Annotated in this window: 21 protein-coding genes; 18 read left to right on the top strand and 3 right to left on the bottom strand. The window is 36.4% G+C overall.

Translation table 11 applies throughout. The features are described 5' to 3' along the window. Nucleotide 1 precedes the first annotated feature (1 nt). The 12 genes from GTK57_RS04415 (at nt 2) to GTK57_RS04360 (ending at nt 10,572) form a co-directional block, all read left to right on the top strand. Nucleotides 2–751 (top strand): PilX N-terminal domain-containing pilus assembly protein, encoded by a 750-nt coding sequence (locus GTK57_RS04415; protein ID WP_152872869.1) that lies wholly within the window; start codon nt 2–4, stop codon nt 749–751. A 12-nt stretch (nt 752–763) separates the two neighbouring features. Continuing rightward, nucleotides 764–1,597, top strand: coding sequence for a vWA domain-containing protein (locus tag GTK57_RS04410; protein WP_163121535.1), 834 nt, complete (start codon nt 764–766; stop codon nt 1,595–1,597). A 1-nt stretch (nt 1,598) separates the two neighbouring features. Then, entirely contained in the window at nt 1,599–4,748 is a 3,150-nt protein-coding gene (locus GTK57_RS04405) for a pilus assembly protein (protein ID WP_163121533.1), read from the top strand. A 3-nt stretch (nt 4,749–4,751) separates the two neighbouring features. After that, nucleotides 4,752–5,336 (top strand): type IV pilin protein, encoded by a 585-nt coding sequence (locus tag GTK57_RS14830; protein WP_163121531.1) that lies wholly within the window; start codon nt 4,752–4,754, stop codon nt 5,334–5,336. Continuing rightward, nucleotides 5,323–5,763: a type IV pilin protein gene (locus GTK57_RS04395; protein WP_330221017.1), complete on the top strand. Its 441-nt coding sequence runs from the start codon at nt 5,323–5,325 to the stop codon at nt 5,761–5,763. Before GTK57_RS14830 ends, GTK57_RS04395 begins: the two co-directional genes overlap by 14 nt. A 145-nt stretch (nt 5,764–5,908) precedes the next feature. Continuing rightward, entirely contained in the window at nt 5,909–6,166 is a 258-nt protein-coding gene (gene rpsP, locus GTK57_RS04390) for a 30S ribosomal protein S16 (RefSeq protein ID WP_068973809.1), read from the top strand. Nucleotides 6,167–6,189: 23 nt separating this feature from the next. Beyond that, nucleotides 6,190–6,738, top strand: coding sequence for a ribosome maturation factor RimM (gene rimM / locus GTK57_RS04385; RefSeq protein WP_163121529.1), 549 nt, complete (start codon nt 6,190–6,192; stop codon nt 6,736–6,738). 42 nt (nt 6,739–6,780) lie between these two features. Continuing rightward, entirely contained in the window at nt 6,781–7,524 is a 744-nt protein-coding gene (trmD, locus tag GTK57_RS04380; protein WP_163121527.1) for a tRNA (guanosine(37)-N1)-methyltransferase TrmD, read from the top strand. Nucleotides 7,525–7,724: 200 nt separating this feature from the next. Further along, entirely contained in the window at nt 7,725–8,102 is a 378-nt protein-coding gene (gene rplS, locus GTK57_RS04375; protein ID WP_152872874.1) for a 50S ribosomal protein L19, read from the top strand. Between the two features lie 153 nt (nt 8,103–8,255). Next, nucleotides 8,256–9,161, top strand: coding sequence for a tRNA pseudouridine(55) synthase TruB (truB, locus tag GTK57_RS04370; RefSeq protein ID WP_163121525.1), 906 nt, complete (start codon nt 8,256–8,258; stop codon nt 9,159–9,161). Between the two features lie 42 nt (nt 9,162–9,203). Beyond that, the gene (locus GTK57_RS04365) at nt 9,204–9,974 is read left to right on the top strand and encodes a sulfite exporter TauE/SafE family protein (RefSeq protein ID WP_163121523.1); all 771 of its coding nucleotides are present in this window, start codon (nt 9,204–9,206) and stop codon (nt 9,972–9,974) included. A 139-nt stretch (nt 9,975–10,113) separates the two neighbouring features. After that, nucleotides 10,114–10,572 (top strand): hemerythrin domain-containing protein, encoded by a 459-nt coding sequence (locus GTK57_RS04360; RefSeq protein WP_163121521.1) that lies wholly within the window; start codon nt 10,114–10,116, stop codon nt 10,570–10,572. Between the two features lie 55 nt (nt 10,573–10,627). Here GTK57_RS04360 and GTK57_RS04355 read toward each other — a convergent pair whose 3' ends face one another. Beyond that, nucleotides 10,628–11,497 (bottom strand): EamA family transporter, encoded by an 870-nt coding sequence (locus tag GTK57_RS04355; protein WP_163121519.1) that lies wholly within the window; start codon nt 11,495–11,497, stop codon nt 10,628–10,630. 223 nt (nt 11,498–11,720) lie between these two features. Between GTK57_RS04355 and GTK57_RS04350 the strand changes: the two genes are divergently transcribed. After that, entirely contained in the window at nt 11,721–11,990 is a 270-nt protein-coding gene (locus GTK57_RS04350) for a DUF6966 domain-containing protein (protein ID WP_163121517.1), read from the top strand. Between the two features lie 29 nt (nt 11,991–12,019). Here GTK57_RS04350 and GTK57_RS04345 read toward each other — a convergent pair whose 3' ends face one another. Both GTK57_RS04345 and serA read right to left on the bottom strand, forming a co-directional pair. After that, complete coding sequence (locus GTK57_RS04345; protein WP_163121515.1) at nt 12,020–12,916, bottom strand: EamA family transporter; 897 nt, start codon at nt 12,914–12,916, stop codon at nt 12,020–12,022. Nucleotides 12,917–13,022: 106 nt separating this feature from the next. After that, the gene (gene serA, locus GTK57_RS04340) at nt 13,023–14,255 is read right to left on the bottom strand and encodes a phosphoglycerate dehydrogenase (protein WP_152872882.1); all 1,233 of its coding nucleotides are present in this window, start codon (nt 14,253–14,255) and stop codon (nt 13,023–13,025) included. 361 nt (nt 14,256–14,616) lie between these two features. On the opposite strand from serA, the gene GTK57_RS04335 reads away from it, so the two are divergent. From GTK57_RS04335 to GTK57_RS14640, 5 genes are all read left to right on the top strand, one after another. Continuing rightward, entirely contained in the window at nt 14,617–16,026 is a 1,410-nt protein-coding gene (locus GTK57_RS04335; protein WP_163121513.1) for an FAD-binding oxidoreductase, read from the top strand. Between the two features lie 87 nt (nt 16,027–16,113). Then, nucleotides 16,114–16,515: a hypothetical protein gene (locus GTK57_RS04330; RefSeq protein WP_163121511.1), complete on the top strand. Its 402-nt coding sequence runs from the start codon at nt 16,114–16,116 to the stop codon at nt 16,513–16,515. A 99-nt stretch (nt 16,516–16,614) separates the two neighbouring features. Continuing rightward, the gene (locus tag GTK57_RS04325; protein WP_152872885.1) at nt 16,615–16,992 is read left to right on the top strand and encodes a hypothetical protein; all 378 of its coding nucleotides are present in this window, start codon (nt 16,615–16,617) and stop codon (nt 16,990–16,992) included. 94 nt (nt 16,993–17,086) lie between these two features. Then, on the top strand, nt 17,087–18,244 hold the full coding sequence (locus GTK57_RS04320) for an AbiH family protein (RefSeq protein WP_228720284.1): 1,158 nt from the start codon (nt 17,087–17,089) through the stop codon (nt 18,242–18,244). After that, nucleotides 18,229–18,453: a hypothetical protein gene (locus tag GTK57_RS14640; RefSeq protein ID WP_228720283.1), complete on the top strand. Its 225-nt coding sequence runs from the start codon at nt 18,229–18,231 to the stop codon at nt 18,451–18,453. Before GTK57_RS04320 ends, GTK57_RS14640 begins: the two co-directional genes overlap by 16 nt. Nucleotides 18,454–18,523: the final 70 nt, after the last annotated feature.

Genomic DNA, 18,523 nt, shown 5'->3' with positions numbered 1-18,523 from the left:
TATGAATTATTCAATACGTTCTTCAAGTCAAAAAGGTGCAACGCTGATTATTGTTTTAATCATGCTTCTTCTTATTACCATTGTGGGTACATGGGCAATTCGTGGAAGTATTACGAGTTTAAATATTGCAACAAATACACAAGCTCAGGCGCTATTGAAACAAAGCTCAGATGCTGTGTTTTTTAAGTTAGAAAATGATACTTCTAATGATTTAACGCTAGCAAATATGCAAATTGGTGATGGGATTTTAGCGTATTTGTTGAGAGCTGAAAATAAAGGTAAAGAGCTTGTTTTTTGTGTGCGTGGCAATGTCGCAAACAATTGGGAGGGTGCTCGACAGGGAAGTATTGTGTATTGGCAGGGTTCTACTATTAATAATAGAGAATTAGGTGCTAATGGTTTTTGTCAAACAACGCGATCAGCTGATTTTACCAGTGGTCGGCAAGCTGTTTTAACGCGAGTAGCAATTCGAGTAGCTCCGAACAATAAAGATTTTGGACATATGGTGGATGGTGATGATAAAGCAGGCAAAGGGAAAGATATTTCCACTGTTATTGTTAATGCTACATCACTTTTACCAAATTTAAGTACGGCTACAGATGCACAGGTAAATAACTGTATTTCAAACTTCACAACATTTGTTGATGGATCTTTGAATAATGAGACGGTGATTGATTGCCTTTCAAGAAATAATATTCCTTATAGTTCGCAAGAAATGGTATATACCTTGCGCGCTGTAAAAAGTAGTTAAGGGGAAAATAAAATGAAAAAAGTAAATGACTTAGTCCATATGAGAAAGTATTTCCCCGAAGATACTCTTATGAAAAAAATAAATGTCACAGCTCTGTCAGCAATGATTACAACAGGTATTTGTTTGGCGAGCTATCCAGTTTATGCAAGTGATATTGAAATATATAAAGTGCCTGAAGAGAGTGTTGGTTCTACGACACTGCTTTTTATGTTGGATACTTCAGGAAGTATGGGGACAAGAGATGAGGGAACGGGCTTTCCAACAAGAATGGAATATCTTAAACAAGGTATGAAAGATGTGCTATTCGGTAGTGTAAATAATGAGCCTTTAGATGGGAAAACTATTATTGGTTTATCTACTTTTACAAATAATAATGGCGTAATTAGACTACCTACTCAAGCGCTTAGTACGCCTAGTACTGGTGAAAAGGTAACAAACAAAAAAGAATATTTCTTTAGCGTGAACGGTCAAAATTATGAGTGTACTTCAACGCACTCTTTAACAGAAACATGTAAAACATGGGTTGCCAAAGGATCAATATCTACCACTGGATACTCATCCGAAAGATGTTATTTATCTAAAAATTGTACCGTTTATTACAAACTAGGGAAAACTAGAGGCAAAGAATATAGAGATGAAATTTATAGTATTGCTTCTGGATTGTCTGCGAGTGGAACCACTCCAACCCCTTATGCTTATGCGGAAACTGCAGCCTATTTATTAGGTACATCATCGGTACCTAGAGTTAAGCTAAACAATGCACCTGTATATTATGCTCTTACAGGGGGTATTCTGTGTATTGGCAGCAATGTAATAAATTTAACAGTGATGGTACCGCATGTTTGACATGGGGGGGTGGCAGAGTGCCATTGGTGGATTACCTTCAAATCTAAAAAATGGCTTAACTGAAGACAGTTGCGGTACTAATAATAATGTAGAAACACAATATAGTGCTACAAAATGTTATTATAAAACAGGTGATTACTTCACACCTTCCTCGTATTCTGGTATTACAGGCTCCCCTAAATCAGTCTCCTCTGTATTAAATGATATGTTTTATATTCAACCAGAGTCTTTAAGTGTTCAAGCAACAGATTCTGCTAAAAAGGAGTGTAGTGGTCAAGGAATATACTTCTTAACCGATGGTCAACCTGAGCCGGCAGGTGTTGGTGTAGGGCAAGATAACAAAAGCGGTAGTGCATATGAAATGATGACATCTGCATTGGGAGCTAAGGCTAGCAGCTTTGATTGTACTTCAAGTCCATTAGGTAAGCTTAAAGATAACGAATACTTTAAAAAAGATAGAACTCATGCTTGGACTTGTATTGGAAGATTGGCAGAAGCTTTGCTTGATCCTTCTAAAAATCCAGCAAATATTCAGATCAAAACAGCAGTAGTTGGTTTTGGGAATGCATTTAATGGAAAAACAGATCCTAGTAACGATGTAAAAGAAGCTATGCAATGGGGCGTTGTTGGTGGCGGTGGGTGGTATTCTGGTTCTAATTCTAAAGACATTGTTGATAGTGTTAGTGCATTTGTAACAGAATTAGTGAGAGATATTCCAAGTTTAAGTACAGGAACTTCTGTAATTCCAGAAGATGCTTTAAATCCAACAGTTATTCAAGGATATGCTTATTTTCCTCAGTTCGAACCAAAAGTGAACCCTGTGGATACAAATCAAATTTGGTTCGGAAATTTGAAAAAATATTATGTAGTGAATAATGGGGTGTATGCAAGTGCGGTTGCACCAACTGTAGATAACTTAGTTGTAAATAATGGTGTATTAAAAGATATTCCAGATATTTGGAAATCAAATAGAAGTTATGCTGATAATTATCCAGTATTTGCAAAACATGGTGCATTAAGTCAACTAAAATTAGGTCATACTTTAAATGTAACCAATAGAAATTTATTAACTGATTATAAGTATGATAATAATACTAGAGTTAAAGATGCTAAATTAATTAAAATTAAACATACTTATACAACAGATCAAAATACTAAAAGTGATACGACCTACTCAAATCAATTAATGGGGTTGTTGGGGTACGATATTCCTACTACAGTAGAAATGAATAACTATGACTTGACTAATGTTTCCCCTGATTTACGCCAAATGGGTGCTCCACTTCATTCGGAACCTATGTTGTTAACTCAATCAGGTAAAGTGGAGGTTAGGAGGAATTCAACAACAAATCAGATAGAAACCATTACAACAGGGCGTCAAGACTATGTATTATTTGGAACTACACAAGGTTTAGTTCATGTTGTAGACAGTAATACAGGTGTAGAAAAGTTTGCTTTTGTGCCAAAAGAAATTATAGAAAAGCAGTCTGAAACTTTTAAAAATAAAGGCGGAAATTTAGTTGGTGGCAAAAATGCTTTATATTATGGCATGGATGGTGAATGGACTAACCATAGTGTTTATGTTACTGACAAAGATGGTGTTTTAACCGCGGGAACAGTAGAGCGCCCTATTTACGGAAGCTCAACAACAAATCAAAAAATATCAGGGCATCAATGGGCATATGGTGGTATGCGTATGGGGGGGAGAAGTTATTACGCTTTAGATTTATCTGATATTGAAAAGCCAAATTTAAAATTCCATATTGAGCCAAATTCAGGAAAAGTTTACTCATACGATCCTGTATCTGAAGTTATGTCCACGAAAACATACAATGATATTTCTCAAATGGGGCAGAGTTGGTCAAAACCTGTATTGGGTTATGTGAACTGGAAAGGTTCTCGTAAGTTGGTGATGTTTGTTGGTGGTGGCTATGATGCTGGCGGTGATAATGGTGATGGTTTGTATTCAAATAATGTACGAACTGGTTATGCTGGCTATGAGCAATATAATTACACCCAGTCAAATGGTATTGGTTCTGGTGTGTATATGTTTGATGCGGAAAATGGTGATTTATTGTGGAAAGCGAGTGCCACAAATAAAGCAGACTCAAAAGTTAAATATTTAACTCAGCCAGATTTAAAATATAGTGTTGTAAGTTCAGTACATACAGTAGATCGTAACAATGATGGTATCGTTGATCATCTATATTTTGGTGATTTAGCTGGGCAAGCGTTCCGTGTAGATTTTGCAAATGATGGACAACCAACGAATTCTAATTTTACATCTCAAGTAACAAAAATTTTGAATGTAAATAAAACAGACGGTAATAGTCCTCGGTTTTACTTACCACCTACATTTACAGCTCACAGTAGTTCTGGTAAGCCCAATGGTGCAAATATTGTCATGGCTATATTTGCCTCTGGTAATAAGAGCTCGCCGTTGTTAGGAACATCAGATTCACCAACTAAGCAAAACACAAGTGGCTTAGAATACAATGGTGTTTATGCTATTTATGATTTCGATGCTTATAACAATAATCTTGGTGAATATCCATATTACACAGCAACAAAACCATTAAGACCTGCTAGAACTTTAGCTGCTGAAAATGCTAATGCAGGATCTAATGTATTAAAGTATATGAATGGAGCATCAGCAGGTGCATCTACGAGTGAATGGGGTGGGTGGTACTATTTATTTAAGCAAAAAATGGATGAGTCTGTTGTTGGGGTGAATGGTGCTGGAGCAGGTATTATTAAAGCTTTAAGACCATTAATTGCGATGGAAAATAATTTATATGTAAGTCAATTTGACCCAACAGATAATGGAACAACAACAAGTTGTGGAGCTGGTGTCAAAGGACATACATTTGCAACGCGGATATGTTTACCACAAGGAATTTGTACAGATGGGGCTAAATATACATATAACTTAGGGTCTGGTGATGTAAAACTAAATGTTGGTCCTGGAAGCACATCGGGTGCACGTGAGTTGGTTGTTCCAGATCCGACGAATGCTGGTGGTAATAAGGGTAAAATTTGTACAGGTAGTGGTTGTGGTGGAGGATTTATTCCAGCAGGTGGGCCTATTAAATTTATCCCTAATAAATGGTATGAGAAATATTCTCGTATTGGCAATACTAGTGGTGGCTAAAGTATGCAAACCAAGGGTTTTACATTAATAGAGCTAATGATTGTGGTTGTTGTGGTGGCGATTTTATCTGCCATCGCACTTCCTATGTATAATGAATATACACGTCGAGCTACAGCATCTCAGGTGATGCAAGAAATGCAAAAAATAGTTGAACAATTAGAGCGTCATAAGTCTAAGAATTTTAGTTATAAAAACTTTAATGCAGATTTTTTGTATCGTAATAGTGCGGGAACTGTATCTACATCTTTTTCAAATGCGAATGCAACCGTCACATTGCCGATTAGTGCTACAGGAAGTGCTATAACGTATAGGATATATATTCGTGACGGAGGTAATCCAACATTAAGGTTGGTCGATGCTGCTGCAACTGGAAAAAGTTGGATAATATTAGCTGAAGCAAATTCAAAATTAAATAATGGTGATGCATGTACAACGTGTAATTCATCACAACAACAAAATGATAGTTTTTTAATGGGAAGTGCGGGAATTCAATGTAAAACAAAGTTAGCTTTAAAAGCTACGGATACATTGAAAGTTGCAACATTAATTTTAGCTCAACCGTGTGGGGGTAAAGGTGAAAATTGGTAATATAAAAGGTTTAACCTTAGTTGAGTTACTTATCGTTATTGTGATTATTGCTATTATTTCAGCAATAGCGTACCCCTCATATCAGAATAATAAAGTGAAAGTTCAAAGAAATGATGCTAAAGCAGAAATGCTTTATATTGTTCAGCGAATGCAAGCATATAAATCTGCTAATGGTACTTATCTAAATGCAACTCTTAATGTTCTTTATGGCGCAACAATAACGCCTAAAAATGGAACTGCGTTATATAATTTAAGTTTTCAAGCATTACCTACAGCAAGTAGATGGGTGTTAGTTGCTACTCCTATTGTAGGTACAGTGCAAGCTGGTGATGGTGTTATTTGTATAAATGAACAAAATCAAAAGTTTTGGGCTAAAGGTGCTACAAACTGTAACTTATCAAATGTGTCAGATTGGGATGGAAGATAAAGCTAAATTCAAAACTGTGGATAAATCACTTTTTAACCTTTCCCTTTTGAATAATTTCAAGTAAAATACTGCCCTCTATGAAAGGGGTTTGAAATGTATCGATGGTCGATGCACGGATAATCCGTAAAAACTATAAGGTTCTATCATGGTTGTTATTCGTCTTGCACGCGGTGGTGCTAAAAAACGTCCGTTCTATCAAATCATTGTGACTGATAGCCGTAATGCACGTGACGGTCGTTTCATCGAACGTATTGGTTTCTTCAACCCTACAGCTCAAGGTAAAGCAGAAAAACTTCGTTTAGATGCTGACCGTTTTGCTCATTGGGTTTCTCAAGGCGCTCAACCGTCTGAACGTGTTGCTTCTTTAGCTGCTCAAGCTAAAAAAGCTGTAGCTGCTGCGTAATTCAATTAAGTAGTAGATAGCCCATGACACCAACACAGAATGTTCCAGAAGATCGAATTCAGATTGGACAGCTACGTTCAGCATATGGATTAAATGGGTGGCTCTGGGTCTATTCCAATACAGAACCTATGAGCAACATCTTTGACTATCTTCCTTGGTACATTGAGACTAAGGAAGGTTGGCAAACAGTAGATGTAAAACGCTGGAAACCGCATGGTAAAGGCTTGGTTGTTAGCTTAAAAGGTGTAATTGATCGCACCGCTGCTGATGGCTTAGTGGGTACCAATGTTTGGATTTCAAAAGCGCAACTTCCGAAAGCAGGTATGGATGAGTTTTACTGGACAGATTTACAAGGCTTAACAGTGTTTGGTTTAGATGAATCTGAACAAGAAGTAAATCTCGGTAAAATCCATGAAATGTTTGAAACAGGTGCTAACGATGTCATGGTGGTTCACGCAACACCAGATAGCGTTGATGCTGAAGAGCGTATGATTCCATGGCATAAAGATGTGGTGCAGCGAGTTGATCTTGAAGCTGGTCGTATTTACGTTAATTGGGGCGTAGATTACTAATCCTTAAAGGATGAACGCATTCGGAAAATAGAGGAGTCTGCGATGTTTTTTGCAGTCATAACGCTTTTTCCTGAAATGTTTGAAGCGATTACAGCCTACGGAATTAGCGGGCGTGCAGCAAAACGCGAAATAGTACAAGTCACTTGTATTAATCCTCGTGATTATGCTGAGGGCAACTACAAACGAGTGGATGAACGTCCATTTGGTGGTGGTCCGGGTATGGTGATGATGGCTGAGCCATTGGCGAAAGCAATCCAACATGCCAAAGAGCTTGCGACGCAAGCGAGCGCAGTTCAGGTACCTGTGGTGTATATGTCACCACAAGGGAAAACTTTAAACGAACCTGCGGTGCAACAATTTGTCGAATACGATGGATTGATTGTATTGTGTGGACGTTATGAAGGTGTCGATGAACGTTTGATCCAGCAATATGTTGATCAGGAATGGTCAATTGGAGATTACGTATTATCTGGCGGTGAACTTCCTGCGATGGTTTTATTAGACAGTATTATTCGGAGACTTCCGGGTGCAATGTCTGATGAGCAATCACACGTTCAAGACTCATTTGTGGATGGTCTTTTAGATTGCCCACAATATACCAAGCCAGATCATTTTGAAGGTTTGGATGTGCCTGAGGTGTTAAAGTCTGGGCATCATGCAAATATTGAAAAATGGCGGTTTTTGCAACGTTATCAGCGTACACTTGAACGTCGCCCAGAGTTGGTGGAACAAGTCGAACTGACAAAGCAGCAAAAAAAATGGCTAAAAGATTCGCAAGGGAAATAATAGTTTCTATTGTTTTCTAAGCAAATATACGAAGCTTTGCTTCGAATCGGTACTTAATTTTATGTTAAGTATTCTTTAATAGGCTCTTATGCATTGAAGTGGTCAAGCATAAAGAGAAAGATAATCGGGTGTATGCGCTTTAGCCTCTATACCCAGCGATGATTAGACCTCTTCTGACTCGCACATATTGGAGATACCCCATGAGCGGTAAGCATCCTTTAGTACAAGCTGTTGAAAACGCACAATTAAGAACTGATCTTCCTGCATTTGCACCAGGTGATACAGTAGTTGTATCTGTAAAAGTTAAAGAGGGCGACCGTGAGCGTCTTCAGGCTTTTGAAGGTGTTGTAATTGCGATTAAAAATCGTGGTTTAAACTCTGCGTTTACAGTACGTAAAATCTCTAGCGGCGTTGGTGTTGAGCGTGTATTCCAAACTCACTCTCCAATCGTAGCTAAAGTTGAAGTTAAACGTCGTGGTGCTGTTCGTCGCGCGAAACTTTACTACCTACGCGAATTGTCTGGTAAAGCTGCACGTATCCGTGAAAAATTACCAGCTCGTAAAGTTAAAGCTTCTTAAGTTTCGACTAAAGTTAAGTTTTATACGAGTTCGAGAAATGCGCCTTTGGGCGCATTTTTTATGCTTTAAATTTTTAAATATTACTCAGTAACATTGATAAAAACACCCGCAGATTGTTAACATGGCGCAGTTTATAAATAACCTAATTTTTATATGAAAAAATCGTCTCCTAAAATCCAACGTCGCCATATTAGTGGTGTATTTCTTTTAAATAAGCCTTTAGGTATTAGCTCTAATGGTGCATTACAAAAAGTGCGTTGGTTGTACCGTGCGCAAAAAGCAGGGCATACAGGAGCATTAGACCCTTTAGCATCTGGCTTATTGCCTATTTGTTTAGGGGAAGCAACCAAGTTTTCACACTATTTATTAGATTCTACAAAGCGTTATCAAACGACGGTAAAGTTGGGTAATAGCACAACAACGGGTGATGTAGAAGGCGAAGTTTTTCTTGAAAAAGAAGTAGCAGAGTTAACAGAAGAAAAAATTAAAGAAGCTTTAGCGAAATTCACAGGCGATATTTTACAAGTACCACCCATGTATTCGGCTTTGAAAAAAGATGGGCGTCCTTTGTATGAATTGGCGCGTCAAGGTATTGAAATTGAGCGTGAAGCACGTCCAATACATATTTTTGCAATAGAGTTACTGTCTTTTACAAATGACAGTATTACGTTAGATATCACTTGCTCAAAAGGTACTTATATTCGAGTACTAGGTGAAGATATTGCACAGGCATTGGATACATATGGTCATCTGACTTATCTACATCGTATTCAAACAGGACAGTTTGAACTCATTCCAACATATACCATTGAATATTTAGAAAGTTTGACAGAAATGGAGCGAGAGGCTTTATTGCTGCCTGTATATGCACCCATTGATCATTTTCCAAAAATTCAAGCACCAGAAGGGCGTGCGGAATATTTTAGCCGTGGTATGGAAAGTAATATCGATCATGCTGCTGAAGAGCAAGTGGTGGTATTTGATGGCGATAAATGTTTAGGTTTAGCCGAAATTACCGATAAAAAGAGATTAGTGCCAAAAAGAGTACTAAACTTGTAATACGTTTTTAACGTTTGATCAAAAAGCATAAGGAAGGCAACCGTGGATATTGAGATTATTCTCAGCTTGATTTTTTTTGCTTTTTTCGCAGGAGCAATTGATGCTGCTGTTGGTGGTGGTGGACTTATTCAAATCCCTGCCATTATGGGTGCAATGCCTCAGCTTAGTCCTGCAACAGTTTTTGGTACAAATAAACTCGCATCAATTTGTGGTACGGCATCGGCTGCGTATAGTTTTATCCGTAAGGTTAAACTCAGATGGAAATTATTAGCAGTTATTGGAATATGTGCATTTGTTAGTTCATTTGCAGGTGCTGCATGTGTTTCCATGATTCCAAAGGAAATTTTGCGACCATTTATATTGATCATGTTGATTGTGATTGCAATATATACTTTTACAAAGAAAGAATTTGGTCAGGTACATGTACGTCAAGAATTAACACCTAAAATTTTAGTATTAGCGGCTGTTGGTAGTTTGCTGATTGGATTTTATGACGGTATTTTTGGACCGGGTACGGGCAGTTTCTTCATTTTCTTCTTTATTCGTTTTTTACAAGCAGACTTTTTACATGCATCGGCATTGTCTAAAGTTGCCAATTTTATGACAAACTTTGCAGCACTTAGTTTCTTTATTCCAACGGGTCATGTGCTTTTTGGTATTGCCTTTATGATGGCTGTTGCAAACGTTTGTGGCTCATTGATTGGTGTAAAAATGGCACTTAAATATGGTAGCGGTTTCATTCGAATTTTATTTTTAATTTTAGTTTCAGTATTAATTGTTCGACTAGGTTATCAAACATTTTTCCCTGCTTAAAACTTATTGTTTAAAAAATAAGCTACAAAAATATACACAGACCTCTGCAAAGTTATTGCATAAATAGTGAGTGTAAAATCATTCACTTATTTTTGTGAGATTGAGTTGATCATATAGCTTACTGCCAGAGGTCATAATAATGAATATATTTGAAGCATTACGTAATAGTCATAATAAACAAAGAGAAATTGCAGAAAAGTTAATACAAACTTCAGGAGATACACCTGAAAGACGTGAATTGTTCGATCAGTTAAAAAATGAATTATTTGCACATGCCGTTGCAGAAGATCGTTATTTTTATATTCCATTAATGATGACAGATTCGGGACTGAATATTACGCGTCATGCACTTGCAGAACATCATGAAATGGATGAATTACTTGAGCAGTTAACTGAAACAGAATTTAGTAATTCTGGATGGTTGGCTATTGCGAAAAAACTGTCTGAAACGGTTCATCATCATTTAGAAGAAGAGGAACATACATTTTTTCAACAGGCAGGAAAAATTTTAGAAGATAAACAAAAAGAAAGTTTGGCGAAGCAATATCAAACTGAATATAAAAAATATATTAAGTCAGATAAAGACAGCTTAACCTAAATTGTAAAATCTAAGAATTAAAAAAGGATGCACAAGCGCATCCCTTTTTATAAGTTTATGGTGTATTTGTTGTTTTACTCGATCTTAAAGCAACGCCAATAGAAGCAAGCATGACACATGAAAGTGCAATCCATTGTAAAAAGCTAATTTTTTCACCCAATAAGAATAAACCTGCTAATGCTGCAAGTGCAGGAGAAAGACTGAGCAGTGTGCCATAACTGAGTTTATTTAAACGTTTTAAGGCTTGTAGATCTAAAGCATAGGGGATGGCTGTTGCTAAAATAGCAATTGCTAAGGCTTTGCCCCAATATTGGGTTTCGAATAACGCGGGTGCGTTGTTGTATAAACCAATAGGCAACAAGCTAATGGCAGATAAAGCAATGGCAATGGTAAGTGCATGCATACCTATATTTTGGTGAGCCACTCTTTGTCCAAAAAAGATATATCCTGCCCAACACAAACCTGCACCTAAAGCATAAATTGCACCAATAATAGAGAAGTTATCGCCTTGTGCTTGCCCCCAAGGCACCATCAGGGCAACGCCTAAAATGGCAAGAAGAACCCAAATATAATCACTACGTTGTTTAATCGAAAGCAAGGCTAAACCTAAAGGACCAATGAATTCTAAGCCCACAGCAATGCCTTGAGGCAATTTACCCAAAGATGCATAAAAGAGCACGTTCATTAAACCTAAGGCTGCGCTATAGCACAGCAAATCTCGCCATTTTAAAAAAGATAATCGTTTTAAGATGCTCCAAGAACGAAACATGATGCAAACAATAACGGCTGCAAAACATAAGCGTAAAATGGTGACAGAAAGTGGATCTAAAACGGTGAATAGCTGTTTGGCAAACGATGCGCTAATTTGGTAAGAAATCATGGAAAGAACCATGAATAGCACAGCGAGAAGTTGGGATCTTGGCATTTTTATATCACTACACCAAAAGAGGTGTAAGCATTAAAGTCGTAGCTTGAGTATAACCATTTTGCTTATTTTTTGATGTCTGAAATATAGCCGAAATGTAAATTAAAAGTTTTGATTGTAATTCAGATTCGGTATATCTTTTATCGGAAGAATATTTGCTATTAATTGCTTTGCCATAAAAATAATCAATGTTTCTTCTATATATTTAAAAGGAATACTTACTATGATAAATAAAAGTGAAGAACTAAAATCAGTAATTCAAAAGTTAATAAAATTATTTAAAGAACAAAATTATAAAAATTGGGAAGAAGAGTATACAAAAATATTATTTTATATAGACGATGATCTAGAATATGCAAAATATAAAATAAGACGTACCTTTGGTGGGATGGGATCAATGAATGATATCATTCTATATGATAATGGTAATCTACTTATAGAAGAAAATAGGTTTTTGGATGAGTTAAGGTATCAATTATTTGAGTTGTGCTAGGGTTTAATTTCTAATATTCAAAATGGATGTTAAATATTAGATATAGACTTAAAATCCAGATTTTTCTTGGCTTGTTGTGTGGTGTAGGTACAACCAATTGATGCTGTAATAATAGTGGCTAAAGCAAGCCATTGATTCCATAGCAGTTGTTCGCCTAAGAAAATAAAACCTGATAATGCTGCAATTGCAGGTTCAACACTCATTAACGTACCAAAACTAAGTGCGCTTAAATTGCGTAAAGCAATCATCTCTAAAGTAAAAGGTAGTGCACTTGCAAGAACAGCCAAAGCAATAAAATACATTAAGCTTGTCGGTTCAAAAGTATGTGCGGGTATTCCAAAAAATAGAGCAATAGGCATTAAAACTAACATGCCAATAAACATACCTAAACACACAGTATGATTGCCCGAAATACCTGATGGTTTTTGTCCTGCAATAATATAAAGTGCCCAACAAGCACCTGCAGCTAAAGCCAAAAGAATTCCAATAGGGTCTAAAGATTGCGCCGCTTGATTAAAAGGGAAGAGCAAAATTAAGCCAAGAATAGCAAGCCCAACCCAAATGAAATCGAACTTTTGCCTTGCATAATAAAGTGCAACGCTTAAAGGGCCAATAAATTCAAATGAGACAGCAATACCTAATGGAAGCCGATCAATAGCCAAATAAAATAGCATGTTCATCCCTGCAAGGGCTAAACCATAGCTGATAATTGCAGACCATTTCACTTGTTTGAAATTGATTTGCCAAATTTTAAAAATAATTGCCAATACCAATGAGCCTAAAAGTAGACGCATTGCTGAAACGGTCAATATAGGAAATTGACCGAATAAGTATTTAGCGAAAGAACCACTACTTTGCATGCTGATCATTGCGATCAGTAAAATAAGAGGCGCTTGCACATGTGGTGCAATTTTAAAACTCGGCATGAACTAAATTCGTTTGGTTTTCACAAGTAGCGGATGATGAAAAACATAAAATGACGCAATAAAAAAACCACAGCACGAATGCTGTGGTTTTAAATATAAACGAATATTAGAACAATACACGTACGCGAATTGTACCTTCAACTTCGTGAAGTGTATCAAGCGCTTCTTGAGATGCTGTTGCATCTACGTCCATAACTAAGTAACCAACATCACCTTTAGTCATTAAAGATTGACCAGAGATGTTGATGCCGTGTTCAGCAAACAAGTTGTTAATTTTAGAAAGAACACCCGGAATATTTTTATGAATATGAAGTAAACGATGTTTACCTTCAGTCAACGGTAAAGCAATTTCAGGGAAGTTTACAGCAGATAAAGTCATACCTTTATCTGAGTAAGCAACGAATTTCTCACCAACTTCTAAACCAATGTTTGCTTGCGCTTCGATTGTAGAACCACCTACGTGAGGTGTTAAAATCACGTTAGGGATGTTACGAAGTGGAGAAACAAATTCTTCACCATTCGCTTTCGGCTCTTTAGGGAATACGTCAACCGCAGCACCTGCAAGATGACCAGATTTCAATGCATCTGCCAAGTCTTCAATAACAACACATGTACCACGTGCAGCATTGATGAAAATTGCACCTTCTTTCATTTGTGCAAATTTTTCTTTGGTCATGAAGTTGCGCGTAGATGGAACATCAGGAACATGCAGTGATACAACATCAGCATTTGCCAATAATTCATCTAGGCTACCCACTTGACGTGCATTACCTAAAGGTAATTTAGTCACTGTGTCGAAGTAGATCACTTTCATACCCAAGCTTTCTGCAAGTACAGAAAGTTGAGAACCGATAGAGCCGTAACCAACGATACCTAATGTTTTACCACGTGTTTCATACGAGCCAACAGCAGATTTGTTCCAACCGCCTGCATGTGTATCTGTAGATTTTTCAGGTACACGACGAAGAAGAAGGATTGCTTCAGCAAGCACAAGTTCAGCAACTGAACGTGTGTTTGAATATGGTGCGTTAAATACAGGAATACCACGACGCATTGCTGCATCTAAATTCACTTGGTTCGTACCAATACAGAAACAACCCACAGCAATAAGCTTGTTTGCAGCTTCGAAAATTTCTTCAGTCAGTTGAGTACGAGAACGAATACCAATGAAGTGAGCATCTTTTACCGCTTCTTTCAACGCTTCACCTTCAAGCGCAGTTTTATGGTAATCGATATTGGTGTATCCAGCAGCATTTAAAGTGTCTACAGCGTTTTGATGAACGCCTTCTAACAACAAGAAACGAATTTTATCTTTAGGCAAAGAAAGATGTTGGCTCATTACGGCTCCGCTACAAAGGCCAAATTTAGTGGCGATATAATAGCATAGGAAATTAGCCTATATACATTTCCTTTATGGCTTTGGGCAGAGGTATTTTTCTAAAATATGTGACAAGGTTTGTCGAAATTGGTCTAATTAACTGTGTAATTTCAAAGGCGACATTCTAAAAATACGATTTTCTGCGGGATTTTGTAAAAATGGCTTATAATACTGCCTCGTGAAAATCTGACACGTTCATGCTGTCGGATTTATCTTCACGATCAGTCTAAGAAATGTGCATTTGAACATGGTAAATATTGTTTAAAAACAGCACTCTCTAAGACACTAACTACTTGTTTACTTCTTGCAAGGTCTGAAAACGATGAATGCTCCAGTCGCTTTAACCCCAGAGTTATTGACCCAATTAACTGCAATTGTTGGTGAAAACCGCATTAAAACAGATGCGGATAGCCTCCAAAATTGGGGACGTGACCATACTAAGCACTTCGACCCTAATCCATCGGTTATCGTTTTTCCATCGACGACTGAACAAGTACAAGAAATTGTAAAACTTGCGAACCAATTTAATGTTGCGGTAACGCCATCGGGTGGTCGTACAGGTTTATCTGCAGGTGCTGTGGCTACCAACGGTGAAATCGTGGTGAGCATGGACAAAATGAACCAAATTCTTGAGTTCTTCCCAGCAGATCGTATGGTTCGAGTTCAAGCAGGTGTGGTAACTGAGCAACTTCAAAATTATGCTGAAGAACAAGGCATGTACTACCCAGTAGATTTCGCATCTGCAGGTTCATCGCAAATTGGCGGTAACATTGGTACAAATGCTGGCGGTATTAAAGTAATTAAATACGGCATGACACGTAACTGGGTTTTAGGTTTAACGGTTGTGACGGGTAAAGGCGACATCCTTCGTTTAAACAAAGGCATGATTAAAAACGCTACGGGTTATGCGCTTCAACACTTATTTATTGGTGGTGAAGGTACTTTAGGTTTAGTAACAGAAGCTGAAATTAAACTTGAACGTCAACCACATGATTTACAAGTTATGGTATTGGGCGTTCCCGATTTTGACGCGATTATGCCTGTACTTCATGCCTTCCAAAAGAAAATTGATTTAACCGCATTTGAGTTCTTTGGTGAACTTGCAATGCAAAAAGTTTTGGCAAATGGTCATGTGCAACGTCCATTTGAAACTGAATGTCCATTTTATGTATTGCTTGAATTTGAAGCGCCGTATGAACCAATTATGGATGCGTCGATGGAAATCTTCGAGCATTGCATGGAAGAAGGTTGGGTGCTTGATGGTGTAATGAGCCAAAGCTTAGATCAAGTAGAAAGCTTATGGCGTTTACGTGAAGATATCTCTGAATCGATTGCGCCATTTACACCATATAAAAATGACATTTCTGTGTTAATTACGCATGTTCCTGCATTTATTAAAGAAATTGATGCAATCGTATCTGAGAATTATCCTGACTTTGAAATTTGTTGGTTTGGTCATATTGGTGACGGTAATTTGCACTTGAACATCTTAAAACCTGAAAACTTAACGAAAGATGAGTTTTTTGGTAAATGTCAGGTGGTGAACAAATATGTATTCGACACTGTGAAAAAATATGACGGTTCGATTTCTGCGGAACACGGTGTAGGTATGACGAAAAAACCTTACCTTGAATACACGCGTACTGCTGAAGAAATTGAATACATGAAAGCGTTGAAACAAGTATTTGACCCGAACGGTATTATGAACCCAGGTAAATTGTTCGATCTTTAATTGTTTTACAATTCTCTTATTTTTCAAAATTAAAAGATGCAGCATTATTTAAATGCTGCATCTTTTTTTATAAATAGAGACAATAGAATGTTAAAAAAAATAAGCTTTTCCGTATTTACAATATTGGCTTTAATGGGGTGTGCAAGCACTCAAAATTTAAGTTCAACTTCAAGTAATAAAGAAGAAACAAGAGTTTATCCTGAAACAAAAGCTGGTTCTCCATTAGATCAGGTATATAAAACTGTTGAAGATTTTCATGACTACAACACGATTCAAATAAGCCAAAAACTTTCGGCAGAAAATAACATTCGTGAAGCTACCGTAACCTTAATTCAAGAGGGTTGGGCAGATGATTCAGTGGTTGGAACGCGAAAGGATTTTAAATTTAGATTTATAGATGGCGAGTGGAAACAACTGAGTGTTGATGAAACGCAAAAGTGTGGACGTGGCGCAGATACGACGACATATCACAAAAAAACATGTCCTTAATTGAAAGTGTTTTGCTAGAAAGACACAGATTTTCTATAGTGTAATTTTAAAAGGCATAGCATGATATATGGTATGCCTTTTTTATTTTGAGTAATGAAGATGTTAAAAAAAATAGCAATGATGTCTGTATGTGTTGGGCTTTTGGCAGGCTGTGCAACCACGAAGGATTTAGTGTCTAAGGTAGGTGTGGGAACTTCTCATACGCCATTTGAGCAAGTTTTAAAAGCTCATCCAGATTTGAAGTCTGAGTTAAATACAATTGAAATTCGTCAGGTATTTAATAGTGTGGAATCGCCAAATGTAGCGCAAGTGATGGTGTTGCAAGCGGGTTTAATGGATGATTCTGTGAGTGCGATTCGTACGATTTATAGTTTTAAGTTGCAGGGTAATGACTGGAAACAGGTAGATAAAAAAGAAGAGTTTAAGTGTGGACGTGGTAAAAATACCAAGACTTTCCAAACGGCACTTTGCCCTTGATATTAGCCCAAAATATGATTGATTTTTAATGTATTTTGGCTCATAAAAGCGTATCAATTGATACGCTTTTTTTATTTGGGGAAATATAAAAACAATGAATATTTTAATTGTCGGGAATGGTTTTGATTTGTCACATTATTTACCGACCAAGTATGATCATTTTATGATTGCAATGGATGCTATAGAAAATGGGGATATTGCTAAAGGTGAGATGGGTTTTGATGATCTATTTATAAAGGATTATTGGCATAAAAATAATGAAACTGAAGAAGAATGGCAGAATAGTTTTTTTCAACATACAAAGGCGATGTATAAAACTGAGGAAATTAAAATTTCTGTTGATGAAGTTGAGAAACTACAAAATCAATTAAAAGAAAATGTTTGGTATCAGTATTTTTCTGAACATGTTCGAGAGGTTAAAACTTGGATTGATTTTGAATTAAAAATTGAAGAGGCTTTAAATATATTGAGCGGATTGTTTGCCAATATTTATCAAGTTTACGAATCAAAAGGGAAATTTGATTATGATATTAGCTTAGAAACGCTAATTGAAGATCAAATTTATAAAATAAGTAAAAGAAGATTTGATATTTTAAATTTACTAGGTATTTTTAAAAAGAATGAAAGATTTGGATGTAATATACCTAATGGTTTTGGTAAAAAAGATAAGATAGCAGGTTACTTTTCACCAATATGCTTTATCGTACCTGATGACGGTACTTTAGGTTTCAATTACTCTAAATATATGTCTATGTTACATTCTCAACTTGATGAATTTACGAAAATATTTAATCTATACTTAGAGCTGATAGTAGATAGATTAGAACCAAAAGTAAAATTTAAAATTGAATCTAAAGATTGGATTCAACCTGATCATATTTTTTCATTTAATTATACGAATACATTTAGAAAATTCTATGAAAGTGAAGTTAAAGCTGAATTTCTACATGGTCGTTTTGGAGAAAAACAAAATATTGTGCTAGGAGTATCGGATTTAGAAGATGAATCCTTAAAAAAGCTAAAAGCTTATGGGTTTACGAAATATCATCAAAAGCTTTTTAAAGATACTGAGTATTTATTTTTAGATCATTTTAAAGAAAGCATTGAATCTGGAAAACGTAAATTTGAAAATGATTTAAAATTATTGAGTGCAAATGCATTGAACAGTGTCACCACTAAATTTATACAAATGGGGCGAGGTGACCATAACGTTATATTGGATTTGAATTTTTCTATTTGGGGCATTCATTAGATTCATCGGATAAGGATTATATTAATGATTTATTTTGCTTAAATGATGATATGGATCGTAGAGTTCGAGTTGTCGTTTATTATTATGATGATAATGCCAAGTTTATGTTGTTAAATAATCTATTAGCTATTTTAGGTAAAGACAAAGTTGAAAAATGGATGAAAAATAAATGGCTTATTTTTGAAAAGAATCCCGAAGTTAAATTTTAGAAACCATTCCTGAACAAACCGCATAAAGACAATAAATCATCGCTCTGCTACAATACACCTACTCATCCCA

It is taken from the genome of Acinetobacter portensis (assembly GCF_010646905.1).
In the GTDB taxonomy this organism is placed as follows: Bacteria; Pseudomonadota; Gammaproteobacteria; order Pseudomonadales; family Moraxellaceae; genus Acinetobacter; species Acinetobacter portensis.
The sequence above is the reverse complement of the archived record's forward strand: the minus strand, read 5'-3'. Positions and strand labels throughout refer to the sequence as shown.